The following is a 20338-nucleotide window of genomic DNA, read 5'->3' on the forward strand; positions in this document are numbered from 1 at the left end:
TAAGAATTATTTGTTATCAGGCAATTTATACTTGAGGATAAGACGCCTCAAAAGGACAGGAGGGTAAATTAATCTTTAGCGGGTTCTATTCTTAATTCTGTGATTAGGAAATTAGAATTAAACTTTTTCATGGTAACAGAAATCCTAAATGTTTCTTTGGAGGTGCTTAAAAGTATAACTCCAAAACGATAGCTTGGATTGGTATTTATTTTATGAAAAATACTTGTTTTAACTGGCGGATGTTTAACAAAAAAATCTCTTAATATTTGTTCACCCTGTGCTTTAGAGTATACATCTTCTTCATCAACAATAATTAATTCTATCGTTGAAGCAAAGTTTTTAGCAATTTCTTTGGAGTTACTGGTCTTAAAATACGAAGACAAATCATCGATAATATCTGCCTGAAAGGCTGCAGGACGATAAATTGAAGTAATAGAGATAAACAATAAAAATAAGCTCCGGATCATTTCTGTATTTTATACTGAATATCACAGCTAAAATTATGCCATTAGCTTATCAAAAAAAGGATTTCTTAATTTGTATAACCTTCAATAAAGCTATATTTGCTTTTGTAAATAGAATACTAAAACATGTTAAGTACCAAAATGTTTTGATATTATTATAATTATTTGAATGAACATGACAAAAAATAAAAAACTCGCACTTATTATTCTAGATGGTTGGGGCTACGGAAAACAAGATAATTCTGATGCTGCATACGCTGCCAACACGCCTTTCTTCGATTCATTATTACAAAAATATCCAAACTCAAAGTTGGAAGCTTCTGGTGAAGCAGTAGGCTTGCCTGCTGGGCAAATGGGAAACTCAGAAGTTGGGCACATGAACTTAGGTGCCGGACGAGTTGTTTATCAAGAACTTGGACGTATAAATAAATCCATTGCAGATCACGAACTACACCGTAATCCAGTTTTATTAGAAGCATTTGATTACGCTAAAAAAAATAATAAAGCGGTACATTTTATCGGCTTAGTATCAAATGGTGGTGTACATGCGCATATAGAGCACTTAAAAGCATTGAGCGATGCTGCTCAGGAAGCTGATTTAAGTAAAGTTTTTATTCATGCCTTTTTAGACGGTCGTGATACAGACCCTAATGCTGGTTTGGGATTTATTACTGATCTTCAAAACCACATTCAAGGTTCATCAACCAAATTAGCTTCATTAGTTGGTCGTTATTATGCGATGGATAGAGATAACCGTTGGGAACGCGTTAAACAAGCTTATGATGTGATGGTTAACGGTGTTGGTGAAAAAACTCAGGATGCTTTAGCGGCAATCCAAAAATCTTACACGGATGGGATTACCGATGAATTTTTAAAACCAATTGTTTTAACTCAAGATAATGGCGAAGCTGTTGCAACCATCCAAAATGATGATGTTGTAATTTGTTTTAACTTCCGTACGGATAGAGGGCGTGAGATTACAACTGCATTAACACAGAAAGATTTTCCTGAGCAACAAATGCATAAACTGCCATTGTATTATGTTACGATGACTACTTATGACGAAAGCTTTGAAAAAGTGAATGTGATTTTCACTAAAGATGATTTAAGCAAAACGCTGGGCGAGGTTTTAGCCGGAAATCAAAAGAATCAAATTCGTATTGCTGAAACCGAAAAATATCCGCACGTTACCTTCTTCTTTTCAGGTGGTCGCGAATCTGAGTTTGAAAACGAGAAACGTATTCTTATTCCATCGCCAAAGGTGGCAACTTACGATTTACAACCAGAAATGAGCGCTGCAGGAATTACAGAGGCCATTACCAAAGAAATGGAAAGCGGTTGGGCAGATTTTATTTGCTTAAATTTCGCAAACCCTGATATGGTTGGTCATACAGGTGTTTTTGAAGCTGTAATTAAAGCAGTAGAAACGGCTGATAAATGTGCTGAGATTGTAGTAAATAAAGGTTTAGAGAACGGCTATTCTTTCATTTTACTTGCAGATCACGGCAATTCAGAGTTTATGGTTAATAATGATGGATCAGCAAATACAGCACATACTACCAACCTTGTTCCTTGTATTTTAATTGATAACGATTACAAAAACATTGCTGATGGTAAGTTAGGAGACATTGCCCCTACTGTTTTAAAAATATTAGGTGTTGCCATCCCTGAAGAAATGACAGGAAACGTTTTAGTATAATGACGAAAAACCTTTACATCTTGGTATTTGCTTTAGCTTTCTTTTCCTGCAACCAGCGAAAAGAATCTGAAGCAAATACTGATTTACTATATTTTAATACCAAGGGCTATTTTGAGAAAGAAGCTTTACGCTTGAAAAAAATTAATCCTACGGTTCAAAAATCTGTTTTTATAAATGGCTCGATAGAAAGTAAGGCCACAAAAATTGATGATTGGGAAAAAGAGCTTTCCATATTTGTTGATGCTGACATTAATAAAACATCATGGAAAGGTAGTTTTAAGATAATTAAAGCCGCTGATACAGAAAGCTACACATCTGACAACAGAAAAATTCCAGTAAAAAGAATAACGGTTGTTAAGCTAAATGATAAAATTACTTCAATAAAAATTATCAGAGAGAATAAAAACATCATTTATCACTCTACAGATACTTTATCTTATTATCCTGATAGTTTATACGAGATTAGGAAACAGCAAAAAATTAAATTGCTCAATCCTAAAAAATATGTAATTACAGGTAAGCTGAAATAAAAAAGGAGCATTGAAATTTCAATGCTCCTTTTTTACAATTATAATTTCTTACTTACTTTAAGCTTGCAATTTGTGCCTTATCATATGTAATCCAGTCGATAATATCTTTTCTTAACGGCTGCATAGTTAGTACTTTCTGAAAATCTGCAATAGAATTATTAAACAATGCTACACAAGCAACTTTTTCGGGTCCTTTTTTAGCTTTATAAGATTTAAAGATAGCATAATCCTTGTAAGCAAGTGCTCTATTTTGAAGCCCTTGAGTATCTTCTTCGCCACTAATTTCAATTGCTTTGGTAAAATCCTTAATTGCGGTAGTATAAAAGCTTTCACGCATTTGGCTTAAAGATTCTTTAGGATCGTTCGCAATATTTAACCTTGCCTTACCTCTATAATAATAAGCCGAAATTTCGGTCGGTTTTAAAATAATTAAGCGGCTGTAAGTTGCAATAGAATTTTCAAAATCTCCTTTTTGGAAATAAGAATAGCCAAGCATTTTTAAAACATCTGCATTGTTCGGATCTTTGGCATCGGCTTTTTCTAACTGCGCAATAGCAGTTTTATAATCGCCTTTCATCATAGCCTGCATGCTCTTATCAGAACTGTTTTGAGCAAATGCACCGCTTGATGAGAAAATAATTAATCCTAAAATGGTTTGTTTAAAATAGTTCATGTATTAATAATAAGTTAACAAATCTAACACATCGGTTAAGATTTCCATAGAATATATTGCGCAATATAATTGAAATCCGATAATTTAAAAGATTTTTATTTTTCTTTAACTAAACGTACCCAACTAAACAACATTAACGTTAAATATTGATTAATATGATTTTCCTTCTAAAAAAATTAAATTTCTACTGCCTTTTTAACATAACATTAATATAATTTTCACTTTGGCACAAGAGTTGAATTTATTATCCTATTAAATAATATAAACAAATTTTTAACGATATAACTGCCAGTTTGTCGTTATATATAAATTCGAGAATGAGTAAAAACGATATATTTGATTTCAATTCTGCAATGCCCATGATAAACGAGGATACCGAATTTTTCCCTTTAATGTCTCAACAGGATGAGGATGACATGAATAATGAGGAAACTCCTGAAACATTGGCGATATTGCCGTTAAGAAATACTGTTTTATTTCCTGGTGTGGTAATTCCGATTACTGTTGGCAGAGATAAATCAATCAAATTAATAAAAGAAGCATACAAAGGGAACAAGATTATTGGTGTTGTTTCGCAAAAGGATGTTTCGATAGAAGACCCTACTTTTGAGCAATTAAACAACGTTGGTACAGTTGCCAACATCATTAAGTTGTTACAAATGCCTGATGGCAATACCACTGTAATTATTCAGGGAAAGCAACGTTTCAGGTTATTGGAAGAAGTACAGAATGAGCCTTACATTAAGGCAACTGTTAAGAAATTTGAAGAGCAGAAACATAAAACAGATAAAGAGTTTAAAGCGCTAATTGCCTCTATCCGTGAAATGTCCTCTCAAATTATTCAGCTTTCGCCAAACATTCCAAGCGAAGCTAGTATTGCGCTTAAAAACATTGAAAGTAATTCATTTTTGATCAATTTTATTTCTTCAAACATGAATGCCGAAATGGCGGATAAGCAACAAATCCTGGAAATGGATAAATTGCAAGAAAGAGCGCAAAAAGTAATGGAGCTTTTAATGGTCGAATTGCAGATGCTTGAACTGAGAAATCAGATTCAATCAAAAGTTCGTACCGATTTAGATAAGCAGCAACGCGATTATTTCTTAAATCAGCAATTAAAAACCATTCAAGAAGAACTTGGAGGCAATTCTGCCGATTTAGAATTTGATGCTTTACAAGAAAGAGCTAAAAAGAAAAAATGGGCTAAGCCTGTTGCAGAGCATTTTGATAAAGAATTAGATAAGTTGGGCCGTATGAATCCGGCTGCGCCAGATTATTCTATTCAGTTAAATTATTTAGAATTGCTTTTGGATTTACCTTGGAGTGAATTTACAAAAGATAATTTTGACCTTAAAAGAGCGCAACGTATTCTGGATAAAGACCACTTTGGCTTAGAAAAGGTGAAGCAACGTATTATAGAATATTTAGCTGTTTTAAAGCTTAAACGTGATATGAAAGCGCCTATCTTATGCTTAGTTGGCCCTCCAGGAGTTGGTAAAACTTCTCTGGGTAAATCAATTGCTAAGGCATTAGGTCGTAAGTATGTGCGTATGGCTTTAGGCGGTATTCGCGATGAAGCCGAAATTCGCGGTCACCGTAAAACTTATATTGGCGCAATGCCTGGTCGTATCATTTCATCAATTAAAAAGGCTGGAGCTGATAACCCTGTTTTTGTATTGGATGAGATTGATAAAGTTGGTACCGATCACCGTGGCGATCCTTCTTCTGCTTTGCTTGAAGTTTTAGACCCTGAACAGAATAGTGCTTTTTACGATCATTATGTTGAAATGGATTACGATTTATCAAACATTTTGTTCATTGCCACCGCAAACTCTTTAAGTACCATACAACCTGCTTTGTTAGATCGTATGGAGATTATTGAAGTTAATGGATATACGATTGAAGAGAAAGTAGAAATTGCCAAGAAATATCTTTTACCGAAACAAAAGGAAAATCACGGTTTACAAAATAAAGATATTAGCATTAAACCTGCTTTAATTGAAAAAGTAATTGAAGATTATACTCGTGAATCTGGCGTACGTGGTTTAGAGAAAAAAATAGGTTCGCTAGTGCGTGGTGTTGCAACAAAAATTGCAATGGAACAAGAATACAATGCAAACTTAACAAATGAAGATGTGGAGCGTATTTTAGGTGCTCCAATTTACGATAAGGATTTGTATGAAGGCAATGAAGTTGCTGGTGTAGTTACAGGTTTAGCCTGGACAAGCGTTGGTGGTGATATTTTATTTATAGAATCGAGCTTAAGCCCTGGTAAAGGTAAATTGACTTTAACAGGTAATTTGGGTGATGTAATGAAAGAATCGGCGGTAATTGCTTTAGCGTATTTACGTGCACATGCGGCAGAATTTGGTATTGATTATTCATTATTTGATAACTGGGATGTTCACGTACACGTACCTGCAGGCGCAACGCCAAAAGATGGCCCATCGGCTGGTGTAACTATGCTTACCGCCTTAACATCCGCATTTACACAACGTAAAGTTAAACAAGATTTAGCCATGACGGGCGAAATTACCTTGCGTGGTAAAGTGCTGCCTGTTGGTGGAATTAAAGAAAAAATATTGGCAGCGAAAAGAGCAAACATCAAAGAAATTATTCTCTGCAAAAGCAACCGTAAAGATATTTTAGAAATTAAAGAAAGCTACATCAAGGATTTAAAATTCCATTATGTAACTGAAATGAGCGAAGTGATTGATTTAGCTTTAACCAAAAATAAAGTTAAAAAACCTTTGGATTTGAGCATTAAAATTGCACCAATTGTAAACTAATTTGTAATCTTTTGGCTTAACAGTCAATAATTTCAGATACAATAAATACTTTTACAGCCCGGGATAAAATGCCCGGGCTTTTTTATGAAATTAATTTTATCATCTCTCTGCTTTATCCTGATTTCTTTGAGTGTTAATGCCCAAAGTTTTAAAAACGAATTTGGCTTTAAAACCGAAAACGATGCCTATTTGGCAACACTAAATGATAGGTACTATACAAATGGCTTGTTTATTTATTTCAGAAGGGCTTTAAATCCAAAAAAATTTACCAAAAATATCGAAAAGAAAACCTACGAAATTTCTGTAGGACAAAAAATGTATACGCCTTATTGGGGATCAGTGCCTAATAAAGAAGATCAAGACAGACCTTTTGCGGGTTATTTATATGCAGGCGGTGCTTATTCTATTTTCTACAAAAATGAAAGTGTTTTAAAATTAAGTGCAGAAATTGGTACGGTTGGTCCAAACTCTTTAGCACAGGATGCACAAAAGTTTTTACATCAAACGGTTGGTTTTTATACACCAGCGGGATGGGATTATCAAATAAAAAATGAAGTTGCTGTTAATCTATCCGGAAATTATAGCAAATTGCTTTACCGCAGCAACAACAAAATTATAGATTTTAGCGGTCAGGGATATGCCAATTTAGGAACTACCTTTTCGGGTTTAGGAACTTCTTTACTTTTTAGAGTGGGGAAATTAAATCAGCTTTTCAACAGCGCTTATCATAACGCAGTAATTGGTGAATCTAAAACTAAAAGTTTAAACAAAAATGAATTTTTCTTTTATATAAAACCGCAATTAAATATTGTGGCTTACGATGCAACTATACAAGGCAGTTTATTTAACAATAATAGCCCGGTTACTTTTGGTGTTAAACCTATTGTTTATGAACAGCAATTTGGCTTAAACTATAGCTCCAAACGTTTTACAGCAGATTTTAATGTGATTTTTAAAACAAAAGAAGTTGAAAGCATAGCTAAGGCACAAAATTATGGAGGACTGAGCCTATATTATAGGTTTGGAAAAATATAGATAAATTACAACCCAATTAAAGAGCCGTAAAAAATCAATCGAAACTTGGTTTTTTACGGCTTTCTTTTTTAAAGGCAGTTACAGCTTTTGTTTTTAACCGTTTCTGAATAACAGCTTTGGGTATTTTAGTCGGCTTGCGTTTCTTTTGTACCAACAGAGATCTTTTTAATAAATCCAATAGCTTGGCTACTGTTTTTTCTTTATTTAAAAGTTGACTTCTGTCTTCTTGGGAAACAATGTGTAATAAACCATCTGAATCCAAACGATTTTCAAGTCTATTTTTTAGGAGTTCTTTTTCTTCCTCGGTAAAAACTCCAGCTTCCTCAAGGTTAAAAATAAGCTCAACCTTACTCGAAACTTTATTTACATTTTGCCCACCTTTACCTCCACTTCTCGATGTTTTGAAGGTAGCTAATTTTAATATTTCTTCTCTTGTGGGTAACATGCCACAAAAGTATTAATTGCTTTAACAATTAAAAAGCTTTATTCCTCTTCTTTACTTTCGCTTACTTTAGTTCTTAAACCAACAATATCTTTATCCAGTTGGTAAATTCCTCCCCTATCATTACCTACTAATTGAAGTTTCTCTAACATTGTTTTAGCCATTTTCTCCTCCTCTAGCTGTTCATCCAAATACCATTGTAAAAACTTAAAGGTTAAATAATCCTTTTCATTTAATGATAATTCCACTAAATCATTAATGCTTTTAGATACAAGTAATTCATTATCTAAAAAATCCTGAAACACCTCAATAACCTGGCTATAGTTATTTTTAGGCATATCTAAGGCAGTAATAATAGCGTGTCCATCTCTATCATTTATATAATGAATTAATTTAAGCATATGATGTCGTTCTTCATCGCTTTGCTTATAAAAAAATTCTGTATAGCCTTCTAAACCGGGCTGTGTTTCTAACCAAGAGGCAATGCCTAAATATACTTGTGATGATTCGGCCTCAAGTTTAACTTGATTGTTTAATGCCGTTAACATTCTTTCTGATAGTAACATAATATTCGATTTTACATTAAAACAGCTGGTTTGGCGTAATGTTTCGGCTAAGTCTTGTTTAGAATTCTTCTTTATACACTCAAAAAATTCATCAATACCTTTCTATTTTTTTACCTTTGCAAACGATGAGAAAAAATGTAGTAGTAGCAATTGATGGCTATTCATCTTGTGGAAAAAGCACTTTGGCTAAAGCTTTGGCTAAAAAACTAGGTTTTATTTATGTTGATAGCGGCGCCATGTACAGGGCTGTTACCCTATATTTTTTAAGAAATAAAATCAATATTGCTGATGATGCAAATGTTACAGATGCATTACAACACATTGAATTGAACTTTCACTCTCGTGATTACGAATCTCATATCACACTCAACGGCGAAGAAGTTTCCGATGAAATTCGCTTAATGCCAGTTTCAGAAAATGTAAGTGAGGTTTCTGCCCATAAAATTGTACGCCATGAAATGGTGAAACAACAACAAAGAATGGGAAAATCTAAAAATATCGTTATGGATGGTCGCGATATTGGTACAACAGTGTTTCCTGATGCTTCTGTGAAGTTTTTTATGACAGCTGACCCGAAAATCAGAGCAGAACGCCGATTCAAAGAACTAGAAAGCAAAGGCAATAACGAAACTACATTAGAAGAAGTTTTTGAAAATCTTGCTCACCGTGATTATGCCGATACAACTAGAAAAGAAAGCCCTTTGGTTAGAGCCGATGATGCCATAATTTTAGATAACACCGAACTTACACAAGAAGAACAATTGGCTTTTGCATTAGATAGAGTTGAGCCTTTTTTAATTAAAACAGCATAACCCTTTACTGAAATTAGAACTGGTATAATTAATTTCTTACTTTTAAGCGCTAACCATAGCTTCTGAATATGAAATTTAAACTATGTCTATTTACCATTCTTTCATTATTATATGTGAGTCATGCTTCAGCGCAAAAGGGCTGGATTAATCTTTTTAATGCAAAAGATTTAAAAGACTGGAACATCAAAATTTCTAAACATAATTATAATGAAAACTTTGCAAATACTTTTCGGGTAGAAAATGGTTTGTTAAAAGTAAGTTATGATGGTTATCAAAATTTCGACCAGCAGTATGGTCACATTTTTTATAAAAAACCTTTTTCTTATTATCTGTTACGTGTAACTTATCGCTTTGTTGGCGAGCAAGCCAAAGGTGGCGAAGCCTGGGCATTAAGAAATAGCGGTGCAATGCTTCATTGCCAAGCACCCGAAACAATGTTGAAAGACCAGGATTTCCCAATATCTATTGAAGGACAAATTTTAGGCGGAGATGGTGAACATGAACGCCACACAAGTAATGTGTGTACGCCAGGTACACAAATTTTCTATGAAGGCAAATTATTTACGCCACATTGTCTTGATTCTAAATCTAAAACTTATGCAGGCGACCAATGGGTTACAGCAGAATTTTTAGTCCTTGGCGATTCAGTAATCAAACACATCATTAATCATGAAGTAGTACTCGAATATACCAAACTGCAAATTGGTGGTGGAAACGTAGCAAATTACGACCCTAAAGTAAAAGTTGACGGCAAACCATTAACCGGAGGCTATATTTCTTTGCAAAGTGAAAGCCATCCTATCGAGTTTAAAACGGTGCAACTATTTAACTTAGAGCCCTACGCAAAAGATAAAATGAAACTTAATGGCGTACTGGCGAAAATTTTAAAAGAATAAATGTCACACATATTTAATTCTAATTGTTTCTTTTTTTAATCTTCTTTAGCCTTATAGAAAGTATTTCATACTTTTGAGCCATCTGATAAACACTCGCATTCTACTTTAAATTTTGCATGCATTGGCTATTACTAATGCTTATTTACCTATGATTATGAAAAGAATATTCTTCCTATTAATTGCTTTCCTTACACTCACTATACATTTAAATGCTCAAGATATGTACCGCGTAACAGCGGATAAGTTAAGAGTAAGGGAAACAAACGATCCAAAAAGTAAAATCATAGGTTTTATTCCACAAAATGAAAATGTAGCTGTTCTCGATTCGGCAAATGCCAAGTACTTTAAAGTAAAATTAACCAATGGCGAGGGATGGGTAAGTAAAGAATTTTTAATAAGAGTTAGCCCCGTTCACCCTAAACCTGTAGTAAAACCAGCAAATATTGCTACTCCTAAAGCCGTAACAGATAATTCAAATCTTATTTTCTTCGGCATCGTTGCTCTAATATTAGTTACTATCTTATTCTTTATATTTAAATATTTAAGACAAAACAGAATTTTAATAGCCTTTTCTACTCTTGTAGTACTCGTAACAGGCTATTTTTGCTACATTACTTTTATTAAAGAAAAAGTGGTTTCCGGAACTTACACAGGCGATACCGATGCGCAATACCAAAGTTTTGATTTTAAATCGAAGGATTCTGTTGTGGTTAAAGACATTTATGTTGATTCTGTATTTACTGCGCATTATGTAATTGAAGGTGATATGATTAAATTACAACAACAGCAAAATACAATTTTATTACTCATTAGAGATGAAAACACCTTAATTGGTGAAGGTTTTACAAAAGGTACTTTCGTTAAAAAGTAAATAGATCATTTTAACTTTGCCTTTGTTATGGAGGGCCGATTAAACGTTCATTTTCAAATAATTAAGAAAAACAACATAATGCAAGCCTAGTTTTCATGACCTAAATTTTGAAATAAATACAGAATGAGGAATTAAGGTTTCATAATATGCTAAAAATCAGCAACATTTATTAAAAAAATCTTTTCTATTAATTAAAAAATTTTTACCTTTGCAGTCCCTAAATAGGGAAAAAAGGAGATAATTAATTAATGGCTAAAAAACAAGTAGCAGAAAAAGAACTAGCAGCTAAGACAGCTGAACTTCAGGATGCAGGCGGACGCTTGACTGAAAAAGAAACTATTGAATCAGAAGCTGATTCAGTATCGATCGAATCGATCAAATCATCATTAGCAACACCATCAGAAGATTTTGACTGGGATGCAGATGAAAAAGTTTTCGGTAATTACAATGATGCAGACCGTAAAAAGTTTGAAGATATGTATGCTGGAACATTCAATCAGATCACTAAAGGTGAAATCATTAGCGGTATCGTTGTTTCAATTAACAACAAAGATGTAGTATTAAACGTAGGTTTCAAATCAGACGGTTTAGTTTCTACTTCAGAATTCCGTGATACACCAGATCTTAAAATTGGCGATTCAGTTGACGTTTTCGTTGAAGCACCAGAAGATGCTAACGGTCAGCTAATCCTTTCTCGTAAAAGAGCTAAAACTCAAAGATCATGGGAAGCTATTAACGAGGCGCTTGAAAATGATAGAATCATCAATGGTTTTGTAAAAAGCCGTACTAAAGGTGGTTTAATTGTTGATATCATGGGCGTTGAGGCTTTCTTACCAGGATCTCAAATTGATATTAAACCTATCCGTGACTACGATATTTACGTTGGTAAAACAATGGAATTCAAAGTTGTTAAAATTAACCATGAGTTTAAAAACGTTGTAGTTTCTCATAAAGTGTTAATTGAAGACGATTTAGAATCACAAAAAGTAGAAATCGTTTCTAAATTAGAAAAAGGACAGGTATTAGAAGGTACTGTTAAAAACATTACTGATTTCGGTGTGTTCATCGATTTAGGTGGTGTTGATGGTTTACTTCACATTACTGATATTTCTTGGGGCCGCATAGAGCATCCAAAAGAAGTATTATCATTAGATGAAAAAATCAACGTTGTTGTTTTAGATTTTGATGATGAGAAAAAACGTATCGCATTAGGATTAAAACAATTAACTCCACACCCTTGGGAAAACTTAAGTGCTGACATTCAAGTTGGTTCTAAAGTAAAAGGAAAAATCGTAACTGTTGCAGATTACGGTGCTTTCTTAGAAATTATCCCAGGTGTTGAAGGTTTAATCCACGTATCTGAAATGAGCTGGTCACAAAACTTAAGAAATCCACAAGAATTCTTAAAAGTTGGTGATGAGATCGAAGCTGAAGTTTTAACTTTAGACAGAGACGAGCGCAAAATGAGCTTAGGTATTAAACAATTATCTAACGATCCTTGGCAAGAAGTTGCTGCTAAATTCCCAGTAGGAAGCAAACACAAAGCTGTTGTTAAAAACATGACAAACTTTGGTGTTTTCGTAGAAATTGAAGAAGGTATCGACGGTTTAATCCACATTTCTGACTTATCATGGTCTAAAAAAGTTAACCACCCTAACGAATTCACTAAAGTTGGTGATGTATTAGACGTAGTTGTTTTAGAATTAGATGTTGATAACCGTAAATTAAGCTTAGGACACAAACAATTAGAAGAAAACCCTTGGGATACTTTCGAAACGATCTTCACTTTAGATTCGGTTCACCAAGGAACAGTTGTTAAAGTAACTGATAAAGGTGCTGTTATTGCTTTACCATATGGTGTAGAAGGTTTCGTACCAACTAAACACATGGTTAAAGAAGATGGTACTTCAGTTAAAGCTGAAGAAACCAATGACTTCAAAATCATTGAATTCAACAAAGAAGCAAAACGCATTGTAGTATCTCACGCCCGCATTTGGGAAGAGGTTAAAGCTGAAGCTGTTGCTGAAGAAAGAGCAACTAAGAAAAAAGAAGCTAAAGCTGCTGTAACTGCTGTTAAAAAAGTTAAAGATTCTGTAGAGAAATCTACTTTAGGAGACTTAGACGTATTAGCTCAATTGAAATCGCAATTAGAAGGCGAAGAAAGCAAAGCTAAAAAAGGCTAGTTCTTTTTAACTGATAATTTAATCCCGATAGCGAAAGTTATCGGGATTTTTTTTGTGCTCAATTTTTCTGACAAAGAAACACTGAAAGCACAGAACAAAGTTGATGCATGGAACCGCTTGAAAAAAGGAATATTGAAATGATCTTTCCGAATTTCGGCTTCCACTCCTACTATACTATTTGGCTAGTTCTTCTTGTTGTAACAAAGCCAAAGTACTATTTCTTCGTTTCACGTTAAACCCCGGCCTAATAAATTTTTCGGATTGCACAGTCAAAGCCTTCCTCCTTCCTTTAATAGAAAAAATTTTCATCCGGCAATTTTTGTTTCTTTTTGTTGTCAAAAGAATAAAGCCTCCGCAGCGAGCGGATAAATATCATAAATCGAGAATTTTGTTAGTTTTCAAAGACTTAGCTTTTTTCTTACTTTTGAGGGCAACAACAATCTAATTATGATGAGATTTTTTACTTTCCTTTTTTTACTTGGTCTTACTTTCAATCTTTCTGCACAGGAAGTAAATATTATTCCGCAACCCGTAAAAGTTGAAGTAAAATCAAAAGAATCACCATTTACCATAAATGATCAAACACGGATTATAGCAGCAGACTCTTTAGCAAATTGTGCTTTGTTTTTAAAAGATTACATAAAAAAAAACTATAACATAGAACTAAAATATGATAAGGATTTAAAATATGACCTGGAGCAAGAAAGTGATGACGCGAAAAGAAAAAATGTAAACGTAATCAAACTTGGTGTTAGTAGCGGTTATGATGAAGATTTAAATAAATATGAACTTTCAGCAAACAGCAAGTATATTGCGTTATGGTCATCTTCTTCTAAAGGAATTTTTTATGGTATTCAAACCATAATTCAACTTCTACCTTATTCTAATAAAGCATTTCCAGTTCAAATCCCAGCAGTTTTTATAACAGATTATCCCCGTTTCGATTACCGAGGAATGCACCTAGATGTAAGTCGACATTTTTTTGATGTTGCTTTTGTAAAACAATACATCGACTATTTGGCTATGCATAAAATGAATTATTTTCATTGGCATTTAACCGATGACCATGGCTGGCGAATAGAAATAAAGAAATACCCTAAACTAACCGAGGTTGGAGCCTGGCGTAACGGAAGTATTATTGGTTTATACCCTGGCACAGGCAACGATGGAATAAGATATGGGGGTTTTTATACACAGGAAGAAATTAAAGAGGTTATTAAATATGCTTCAGATCGATACATTACTATTATTCCTGAAATTGAAATGCCTGCACACAACATGGCTGTGTTGGCTGCTTACCCAGAATTAGGTACCGAGCCTAATAAAAAACATGAAGTGGCGCAAACTTGGGGCATATTTAACAAGTTTAATAATGTTTTACAACCTACCGAAAAAACTTTCTCTTTTTTAGAAGACGTTTTAACTGAGGTAATGGAATTATTCCCTTCTCCGTATATACACATTGGTGGCGATGAAGCTGCAAAAACCTGGTGGAAACAATCTCCTGTTTCTCAACAAATCATGAAATCCAATAACTTAAAGGATGAAAGTGCTTTACAAAGTTTCTTTATCAGAAGAATGGAAAAATATGTAAATAGTAAGGGTAAAACCATTATCGGCTGGAATGAAATTTTACAAGGTGGATTGGCTCCAAATGCTATTGTAATGAGCTGGCAAGGTGAAAAAGGTGGTATTGAAGCTGCAAAACAAAAACATAAGGCTATTATGACACCAGAGTTGAAGTTATATTTTAACCACGCACAATTTGTTAAAGAAGATAGCTTAACGGCCAATAAATTATCGCCTATTGCTGATGTTTATAATTATGAGCCTATACCGGCAGAATTAACCACTGAACAGGCAAAATACATTTGGGGCGGTCAGGGCTGTTTATGGAGCGAATACATCACTAACCCGGCAAAGGTACAATACATGCTTTTCCCTAGATTAGATGCTTTGAGCGAAATTTTATGGAGTCCGAAAAGTAAAAGAAACTACGTTGATTTTAAAAGAAGACTAAAAACACAATTTAAACGCTACGATTTAATGGGTATCACCTATAGTAAAAGATATTTAACAGATTCCTTTTAAATAAATTATTTCAATACTAATGAACCAAGTTATTGAGCACCTGTGTTTGATATGAACCAGGTGTAGTGCCAACTAATTTTTTAAAAGCACGAATAAAATAATTAGAATCGCTAAAGCCAAGCTCATAACTAATGGCGCTGATTTTTGCACCTGGTTTAGCTAAAAGTTGCTTAGCTCTGTTCATTTTCTCTGCTAAAATATAATCATTCGGACTAATACCGAGCTCTCTTTTAAATAAACGATAAAAAGTAGCCTTACTCATACAAGCTTTATCACTCAAACTATTTATACTGATTTTCTCATTTAAATTAGCTTTGATATATCCAATCACATAAGCCAGTGGATTGTGATTATTACTTTCTGCCTGCGTAGTCATCAAATTTTGAGTCTGCATAATTCTTACCAGCAGCTCCTTTAAGGTTAAATCGGCAAGCACATCTTTTTCAGTTGATTTTTCTGAACAAATTCGAATTACCTTATTAATTAAGTAGGCAATTTCTTCATTATTATAAAAGTGATACTCGTCGTAATTTAAAGTCCAAAGTTCGCCAGAAGTGCTTTTAGGGAAATATTCATTCAAATATCTAATAGTTTGTTTAATTTGATCATTATCTATTGCCAGCGCAATACACTGTGTGGGATTAGCATCAGTTGCTTCCGGAAAATCAATTTTCATGGTTTGAGCAGGCGGAACAATAACCGTTTCACCTGGTAAATAGTCAAATTCCTTTTTATCAAAAAGATGCATAACCTTTTTACCCCTCAACATGCTGGTAATCACAAAATCATTAAAAGTTAAGGGCACTTTGTAAGATTGCGTATAAGTTTCAAAAACATTCAATTCGCAACGCTCAAGCGTATACGCCGTTCTGTTTTCTATAAGTGTTTGTAATCTTGATTCATGACTCAGATTAACCAGATCTAATTTATGGTGCATCATACATTTAAAATTGGTTAGATAAAAAGGACTAATTCAAATATAACTTTATTTCATTACTGTTACACGCCATGAAACAATAATGCTATCAATTGCTACAATTTTACTACACAACAGTTTTATAAGCGAGTAGGTTTGTATTAACCAAATCATTTTTCACAAAAGTCAACAGAACAATTCTCTCAGTTTTATAAGACTTTCTAAATTAAAAATATTAATAATTATGGAAAATTTAATTGCAAAACCGTCATTTAAACCACATTACGATAATTACATCGGAGGTAAATTTGTTCCGCCAGTAAAGGGTGCGTACTTCGATAATATTTCGCCAATTGATGGAAAAATCTTTACGAAAGCGGCACATTCTACCAAAGAAGATTTAGAGCTTGCTGTTGATGCTGCTCACGAGGCTTTTAAAACCTGGAGCAAAACCTCATCAACAGAAAGGAGCATTATTCTAAATAAAATTGCCCAGCGTATGGAAGATAATTTAGAATATTTGGCTACAGTAGAAACTATTGATAATGGAAAAGCAGTAAGAGAAACACTTGCTGCAGATTTGCCTTTGGGCGTAGACCACTTCAGGTATTTTGCTGGCGTAATTCGTGCAGAAGAAGGTTCTCTTTCTGAGCTAGATCAAAATACCGTTTCATTAATTGTACACGAACCAATTGGTGTTGTTGCACAGATTATCCCTTGGAATTTCCCTTTATTAATGGGAATCTGGAAGTTGGCTCCTGCCCTTGCCGCCGGAAATTGCGTGGTTTTAAAGCCTGCAGAAAGTACGCCAATTTCAATCATGGTATTGATGGAATTAATTGGAGATTTACTTCCTCCAGGTGTTGTAAACGTTGTTAACGGGTTTGGTGCAGAGCTTGGTCGTGCTTTAGTTACCAATCCAAAAATATCAAAGGCTGCATTTACTGGTTCTACGCCCACCGGAAGATTAGTAATGCAATATGCAACTGAAAATATTATTCCAGTAACGTTAGAATTAGGTGGGAAATCGCCAAATATCTTTTTCAGTTCTGTAATGGCAGAAGATGATGCCTTTTTAGATAAAGCCGTAGAAGGTGCCGTTATGTTTGCCTTAAACCAAGGCGAAATCTGTACTTGCCCTTCAAGACTTTTAGTGCAGGAAGATATTTACGATAAATTTATTGCTAAAGTAATTGAAAGAACCGAAGCCATTAAAATAGGTAGCCCTTTAGATAGAACAGTGATGATGGGGGCGCAGGCATCTAAAATTCAGTATGAGAAAATAGCCGCTTACATTAAATTAGGTAAAGAGGAAGGTGCAGAAGTTTTAACCGGCGGCGATGTAAATACGCTTGAAGGCGAACTTGGAACTGGCTACTATATTAAACCAACAATTTTTAAAGGGCATAATAAAATGAGAATCTTCCAGGAGGAGATTTTTGGACCAGTGCTAGCCGTTACCACCTTTAAAACTGTTGAAGAAGCTATTGAAATTGCCAACGACACGCTATATGGATTAGGTGCTGGCGTATGGACACGTGATGCACACGAACTGTACCAAGTGCCAAGAGCTATTCAGGCCGGTCGTGTTTGGGTAAACCAATATCATTCTTATCCTGCAGGCGCACCTTTTGGTGGTTATAAACAATCTGGTGTAGGTCGCGAAAATCATAAAATGATGTTAGGCCATTATCGCCAAACTAAAAATATGTTAATTTCTTACGACAAAAATAAATTGGGATTCTTTTAGGAAACATTAATTATGGGCGCATGTTAATATAATGCGCCCTTTTAGTTGACTAATAAAATTCATATTATGGTTAGTAGAATAAACAGTACGGATAAAGCAAAAGAACTTATTGCCTTACTTAAAGAAAAACATGGTGAACTAATGTTTTATCAGGCAGGTGGTTGTTGTGAAGGCACCCAACCTCAATGTTTTGAAAAAGGTGGTTACTATTTAAGAATGCGTGATGTTTGTATTGGAGAGGTTGAAGGCTGTGAATTTTGGGTAGATCGTGACCTTTTCGAATACTGGAAATTTTCGCACTTTAACCTTGATGTACTCGATGGTTTTGGCGTTGGCGGGTTTTCCCTTGAAACACCACTTCAAAAAACTTTTAAAATTCATTACCGTCTTTTTACAACAGATGAATTAAAAGATCTTGAACCAGTTAAAATTGCAGAATAATTTATTTTTAAACTTAAATTAAATCAGTTGGAAAATAATCCAGCTGATTTTTTTTTTCAGGTACAAGCTAAAGGTTTATTTTATTTTAAAAATTAATCCAATCTTTGCCAAAATTATAATCATGAGGAAAGTTTTAGCGATTTTATGTACCATTATTACATTAGGCGCATTAAAAGAAACCATAAGAATATTTACAACTAACGATGCAGATGTTGCAGGGCAAAGGCCAATATTGATTGTTATCGCCTTAAGTATTTTAATTCCGCTTATCGTTCTTTCGCTTTGGTTATGGTCGCCACGTAGAAAAGACACACAATAAATTAACTATAAAATTTATTTTTTAATGCTGGAGTTGGCACCCAACAACTCTCCTGTTTCCCCCACCATTTATATCGGTTTCGGGCAATAATGTCATAAAACCAATCTCTTATAAACTTAGGAACAATTATAAATCCATATAATAAAGGGAATAATCCATTTAGGTTTTTAGCAATTCTTAAAGCAGCTGAAGACTTTGTATAAAGTTTATTATTCTCTACCAGTAATATTGAATTTATTTTGTTGAGATCGACATTAAATGCTGGCAAAACGGTCTTCGCATAATCTCCCTGCAGGGCGCTAAATTTAAAATAATTATTTTTATCATGTGCAATTGCAAACTGAACCGAGGCATTGCAAAGGTTGCAAACACCATCAAAGAAAATTACCGGATTCTGCGACATAACCGTCATAAAGTTAGCTAATTTATTAGTTTAATCTCTAAAACCCTATCTTCGCACTAAAATTAAAACTTATGTCAATCACTACAGAAGAAGAATTAATCGGCATGCAATTGGTAAGCAAAGCCGTTGCTTATACACTAAAAGAAATGCGCAATTTCGCAAAGCCCGGTATGTCGACTAAACAACTTGATGATTTTGGTGGTGAAATTCTGAATGATTTAGGCGCAAAGTCTGCCCCTCGCTTAACTTATAATTTTCCTGGTTGGACATGCATTAGTGTAAATAATGAGATTGCACATGGAATTCCAACGGATAAGAAAATTTTAAAAGAAGGTGATTTGGTCAACGTTGATGTATCTGCGGAATTAAATGGCTTTTGGTCGGATAATGGTGGTTCATTTGTATTAGGTCAAGATTTACATCAGCACAATATATTAGTTAACGCTTCTAAGGAGATTCTTAAAAAAGCGATTAACAACATTAAAGGTGGCGTTCGTATTGCTGAAATTGGAAGATTAATAGAAACTGAAGCCAGAAAATCAGGTTTCCGTGTAATTAAAAACCTAACAGGGCATGGCGTTGGTAGAAGCTTGCATGAGGCACCCCACGATATTGCCAATTATTACGACAGATATAATCACGATAGATTTAGAAAAAATACAACCGTTGCCGTTGAAACTTTTATTTCAACAGCTTCGAGCATTGCCGAAACCGAAAATGACGGATGGACGCTAACTGGAAATAAAGGTGGCTACGTGGCGCAACACGAACATACTATTATGGTAACAGGCGATAAACCTATTATTTTAACTGCTGAAAATGATATTTGGGCTTAACATTCATCAAATTTCAAATTCAAGTTTCCAACCTTAAAACATTTTTCTATATTTGCCCAATCCTTCTTCAATGCAAAAGAAAACACTTCTTGACGGACAAAAAATTCAGATTACAATTAAGAGGCTTTGCCATCAATTAATTGAAAACCATGACGATTTCGCGAATACCGTTTTAGTTGGCATTCAGCCAAGAGGAATCTTTTTGGCGGATCGAATTCAAACTGAACTTCAGTCGATTTTAAAGAATAAGAAAATATTAAAGGGCAACCTTGATATTACTTTTTTTAGAGATGACTTTAGAAGAAAAGATGGTTTGGTTACTGCCAGCAGCAACTCTATAGACTTTATAATTGAAGGCAAAAAAGTAATTTTAATTGACGATGTACTTTGGACCGGAAGAACAATTAGGGCAGCACTTGATGCTTTATTGGCTTATGGGCGACCAGAGAAAGTTGAATTGTTGGTTTTAATCGACCGCAGATTTAGCCGTCATCTACCTATTGAGCCAGATTATATCGGTCATCAGGTAGATAGCTTAAACTCTCAACAGGTAAAAGTAAGTTGGGCAAATGAAGAAGGTGAAGACAAGGTTTTATTATTATCAGATAAGCAATAGCAGAAA

General features: G+C 34.2%; 20 protein-coding genes. 14 read left to right on the forward strand and 6 right to left on the reverse strand.

Annotation, left to right across the window (positions count from 1 at the left end; genetic code table 11):
* Nucleotides 1-68 precede the first annotated feature (68 nt).
* On the reverse strand, nucleotides 69-467 hold the full coding sequence (locus EHC72_RS17230) for a DUF4783 domain-containing protein (RefSeq protein ID WP_131538958.1): 399 nt from the start codon (nucleotides 465-467) through the stop codon (nucleotides 69-71).
* A gap of 172 nt (nucleotides 468-639) precedes the next feature.
* Between EHC72_RS17230 and gpmI the strand changes: the two genes are divergently transcribed.
* Nucleotides 640-2163, forward strand: coding sequence for a 2,3-bisphosphoglycerate-independent phosphoglycerate mutase (gpmI, locus tag EHC72_RS17235; protein WP_131538959.1), 1524 nt, complete (start codon nucleotides 640-642; stop codon nucleotides 2161-2163).
* Nucleotides 2163-2693 (forward strand): hypothetical protein, encoded by a 531-nt coding sequence (locus tag EHC72_RS17240; protein WP_131538960.1) that lies wholly within the window; start codon nucleotides 2163-2165, stop codon nucleotides 2691-2693. Before gpmI ends, EHC72_RS17240 begins: the two co-directional genes overlap by 1 nt.
* A 52-nt stretch (nucleotides 2694-2745) precedes the next feature.
* Here the strand turns inward: EHC72_RS17240 and EHC72_RS17245 are convergent, their stop codons facing one another.
* Nucleotides 2746-3366 (reverse strand): tetratricopeptide repeat protein, encoded by a 621-nt coding sequence (locus EHC72_RS17245; RefSeq protein WP_131538961.1) that lies wholly within the window; start codon nucleotides 3364-3366, stop codon nucleotides 2746-2748.
* A 317-nt stretch (nucleotides 3367-3683) separates the two neighbouring features.
* Between EHC72_RS17245 and lon the strand changes: the two genes are divergently transcribed.
* Together lon and EHC72_RS17255 are read left to right on the forward strand one after the other, a co-directional pair.
* Entirely contained in the window at nucleotides 3684-6155 is a 2472-nt protein-coding gene (gene lon / locus EHC72_RS17250; protein ID WP_131538962.1) for an endopeptidase La, read from the forward strand.
* Nucleotides 6156-6239: 84 nt separating this feature from the next.
* A complete protein-coding gene (locus EHC72_RS17255) occupies nucleotides 6240-7190 on the forward strand; it encodes a lipid A deacylase LpxR family protein (protein WP_131538963.1) in 951 nt (316 codons plus the stop codon).
* A 34-nt stretch (nucleotides 7191-7224) separates the two neighbouring features.
* Here the strand turns inward: EHC72_RS17255 and arfB are convergent, their stop codons facing one another.
* Both arfB and EHC72_RS17265 read right to left on the reverse strand, forming a co-directional pair.
* On the reverse strand, nucleotides 7225-7635 hold the full coding sequence (gene arfB / locus EHC72_RS17260; protein WP_131538964.1) for an alternative ribosome rescue aminoacyl-tRNA hydrolase ArfB: 411 nt from the start codon (nucleotides 7633-7635) through the stop codon (nucleotides 7225-7227).
* 38 nt (nucleotides 7636-7673) lie between these two features.
* A complete protein-coding gene (locus EHC72_RS17265) occupies nucleotides 7674-8198 on the reverse strand; it encodes a ferritin (RefSeq protein ID WP_131538965.1) in 525 nt (174 codons plus the stop codon).
* 125 nt (nucleotides 8199-8323) lie between these two features.
* On the opposite strand from EHC72_RS17265, the gene cmk reads away from it, so the two are divergent.
* From cmk to EHC72_RS17290, 5 genes are all read left to right on the forward strand, one after another.
* Nucleotides 8324-9010 carry a (d)CMP kinase gene (gene cmk, locus EHC72_RS17270; RefSeq protein WP_131538966.1) on the forward strand — a complete coding sequence of 229 codons (687 nt, stop codon included), beginning with the start codon at nucleotides 8324-8326 and terminating at the stop codon, nucleotides 9008-9010.
* A 68-nt stretch (nucleotides 9011-9078) separates the two neighbouring features.
* Nucleotides 9079-9906, forward strand: coding sequence for a 3-keto-disaccharide hydrolase (locus EHC72_RS17275; RefSeq protein WP_131538967.1), 828 nt, complete (start codon nucleotides 9079-9081; stop codon nucleotides 9904-9906).
* A gap of 154 nt (nucleotides 9907-10060) precedes the next feature.
* The gene (locus tag EHC72_RS17280) at nucleotides 10061-10777 is read left to right on the forward strand and encodes an SH3 domain-containing protein (protein ID WP_165585857.1); all 717 of its coding nucleotides are present in this window, start codon (nucleotides 10061-10063) and stop codon (nucleotides 10775-10777) included.
* 248 nt (nucleotides 10778-11025) lie between these two features.
* A complete protein-coding gene (gene rpsA / locus EHC72_RS17285; protein ID WP_131538969.1) occupies nucleotides 11026-12960 on the forward strand; it encodes a 30S ribosomal protein S1 in 1935 nt (644 codons plus the stop codon).
* A 447-nt stretch (nucleotides 12961-13407) separates the two neighbouring features.
* Entirely contained in the window at nucleotides 13408-15051 is a 1644-nt protein-coding gene (locus tag EHC72_RS17290) for a beta-N-acetylhexosaminidase (protein WP_246029453.1), read from the forward strand.
* A 16-nt stretch (nucleotides 15052-15067) separates the two neighbouring features.
* On the opposite strand, the gene EHC72_RS17295 is transcribed toward EHC72_RS17290, so the two are convergent.
* A complete protein-coding gene (locus tag EHC72_RS17295; RefSeq protein WP_246029454.1) occupies nucleotides 15068-15991 on the reverse strand; it encodes an AraC family transcriptional regulator in 924 nt (307 codons plus the stop codon).
* Between the two features lie 220 nt (nucleotides 15992-16211).
* Here EHC72_RS17295 and EHC72_RS17300 point away from each other — a divergent pair, with 220 nt between their 5' ends.
* The 3 genes from EHC72_RS17300 to EHC72_RS17310 all read left to right on the forward strand — a co-directional run bounded on the left by EHC72_RS17300 (nucleotide 16212) and on the right by EHC72_RS17310 (nucleotide 18477).
* The gene (locus EHC72_RS17300) at nucleotides 16212-17717 is read left to right on the forward strand and encodes an aldehyde dehydrogenase family protein (protein ID WP_131538970.1); all 1506 of its coding nucleotides are present in this window, start codon (nucleotides 16212-16214) and stop codon (nucleotides 17715-17717) included.
* A gap of 66 nt (nucleotides 17718-17783) precedes the next feature.
* Nucleotides 17784-18158 carry a DUF779 domain-containing protein gene (locus tag EHC72_RS17305; protein WP_131538971.1) on the forward strand — a complete coding sequence of 125 codons (375 nt, stop codon included), beginning with the start codon at nucleotides 17784-17786 and terminating at the stop codon, nucleotides 18156-18158.
* A 121-nt stretch (nucleotides 18159-18279) separates the two neighbouring features.
* Nucleotides 18280-18477, forward strand: a complete 198-nt coding sequence (locus EHC72_RS17310; protein ID WP_131538972.1) for a hypothetical protein — start codon at nucleotides 18280-18282, stop codon at nucleotides 18475-18477.
* Between the two features lies 1 nt (nucleotide 18478).
* Here EHC72_RS17310 and EHC72_RS17315 read toward each other — a convergent pair whose 3' ends face one another.
* A complete protein-coding gene (locus tag EHC72_RS17315) occupies nucleotides 18479-18880 on the reverse strand; it encodes a thiol-disulfide oxidoreductase DCC family protein (RefSeq protein WP_233167019.1) in 402 nt (133 codons plus the stop codon).
* A gap of 71 nt (nucleotides 18881-18951) precedes the next feature.
* Between EHC72_RS17315 and map the strand changes: the two genes are divergently transcribed.
* Together map and pyrR are read left to right on the forward strand one after the other, a co-directional pair.
* Complete coding sequence (gene map / locus EHC72_RS17320) at nucleotides 18952-19716, forward strand: type I methionyl aminopeptidase (protein WP_131538974.1); 765 nt, start codon at nucleotides 18952-18954, stop codon at nucleotides 19714-19716.
* A gap of 70 nt (nucleotides 19717-19786) precedes the next feature.
* Nucleotides 19787-20332: a bifunctional pyr operon transcriptional regulator/uracil phosphoribosyltransferase PyrR gene (gene pyrR / locus EHC72_RS17325; RefSeq protein WP_131538975.1), complete on the forward strand. Its 546-nt coding sequence runs from the start codon at nucleotides 19787-19789 to the stop codon at nucleotides 20330-20332.
* The last annotated feature ends 6 nt before the right edge of the window (nucleotides 20333-20338 follow it).

Origin of the sequence: Pedobacter nototheniae (assembly GCF_004335085.1) — a bacterium.
In the GTDB taxonomy this organism is placed as follows: domain Bacteria; phylum Bacteroidota; class Bacteroidia; order Sphingobacteriales; family Sphingobacteriaceae; genus Pedobacter; species Pedobacter nototheniae.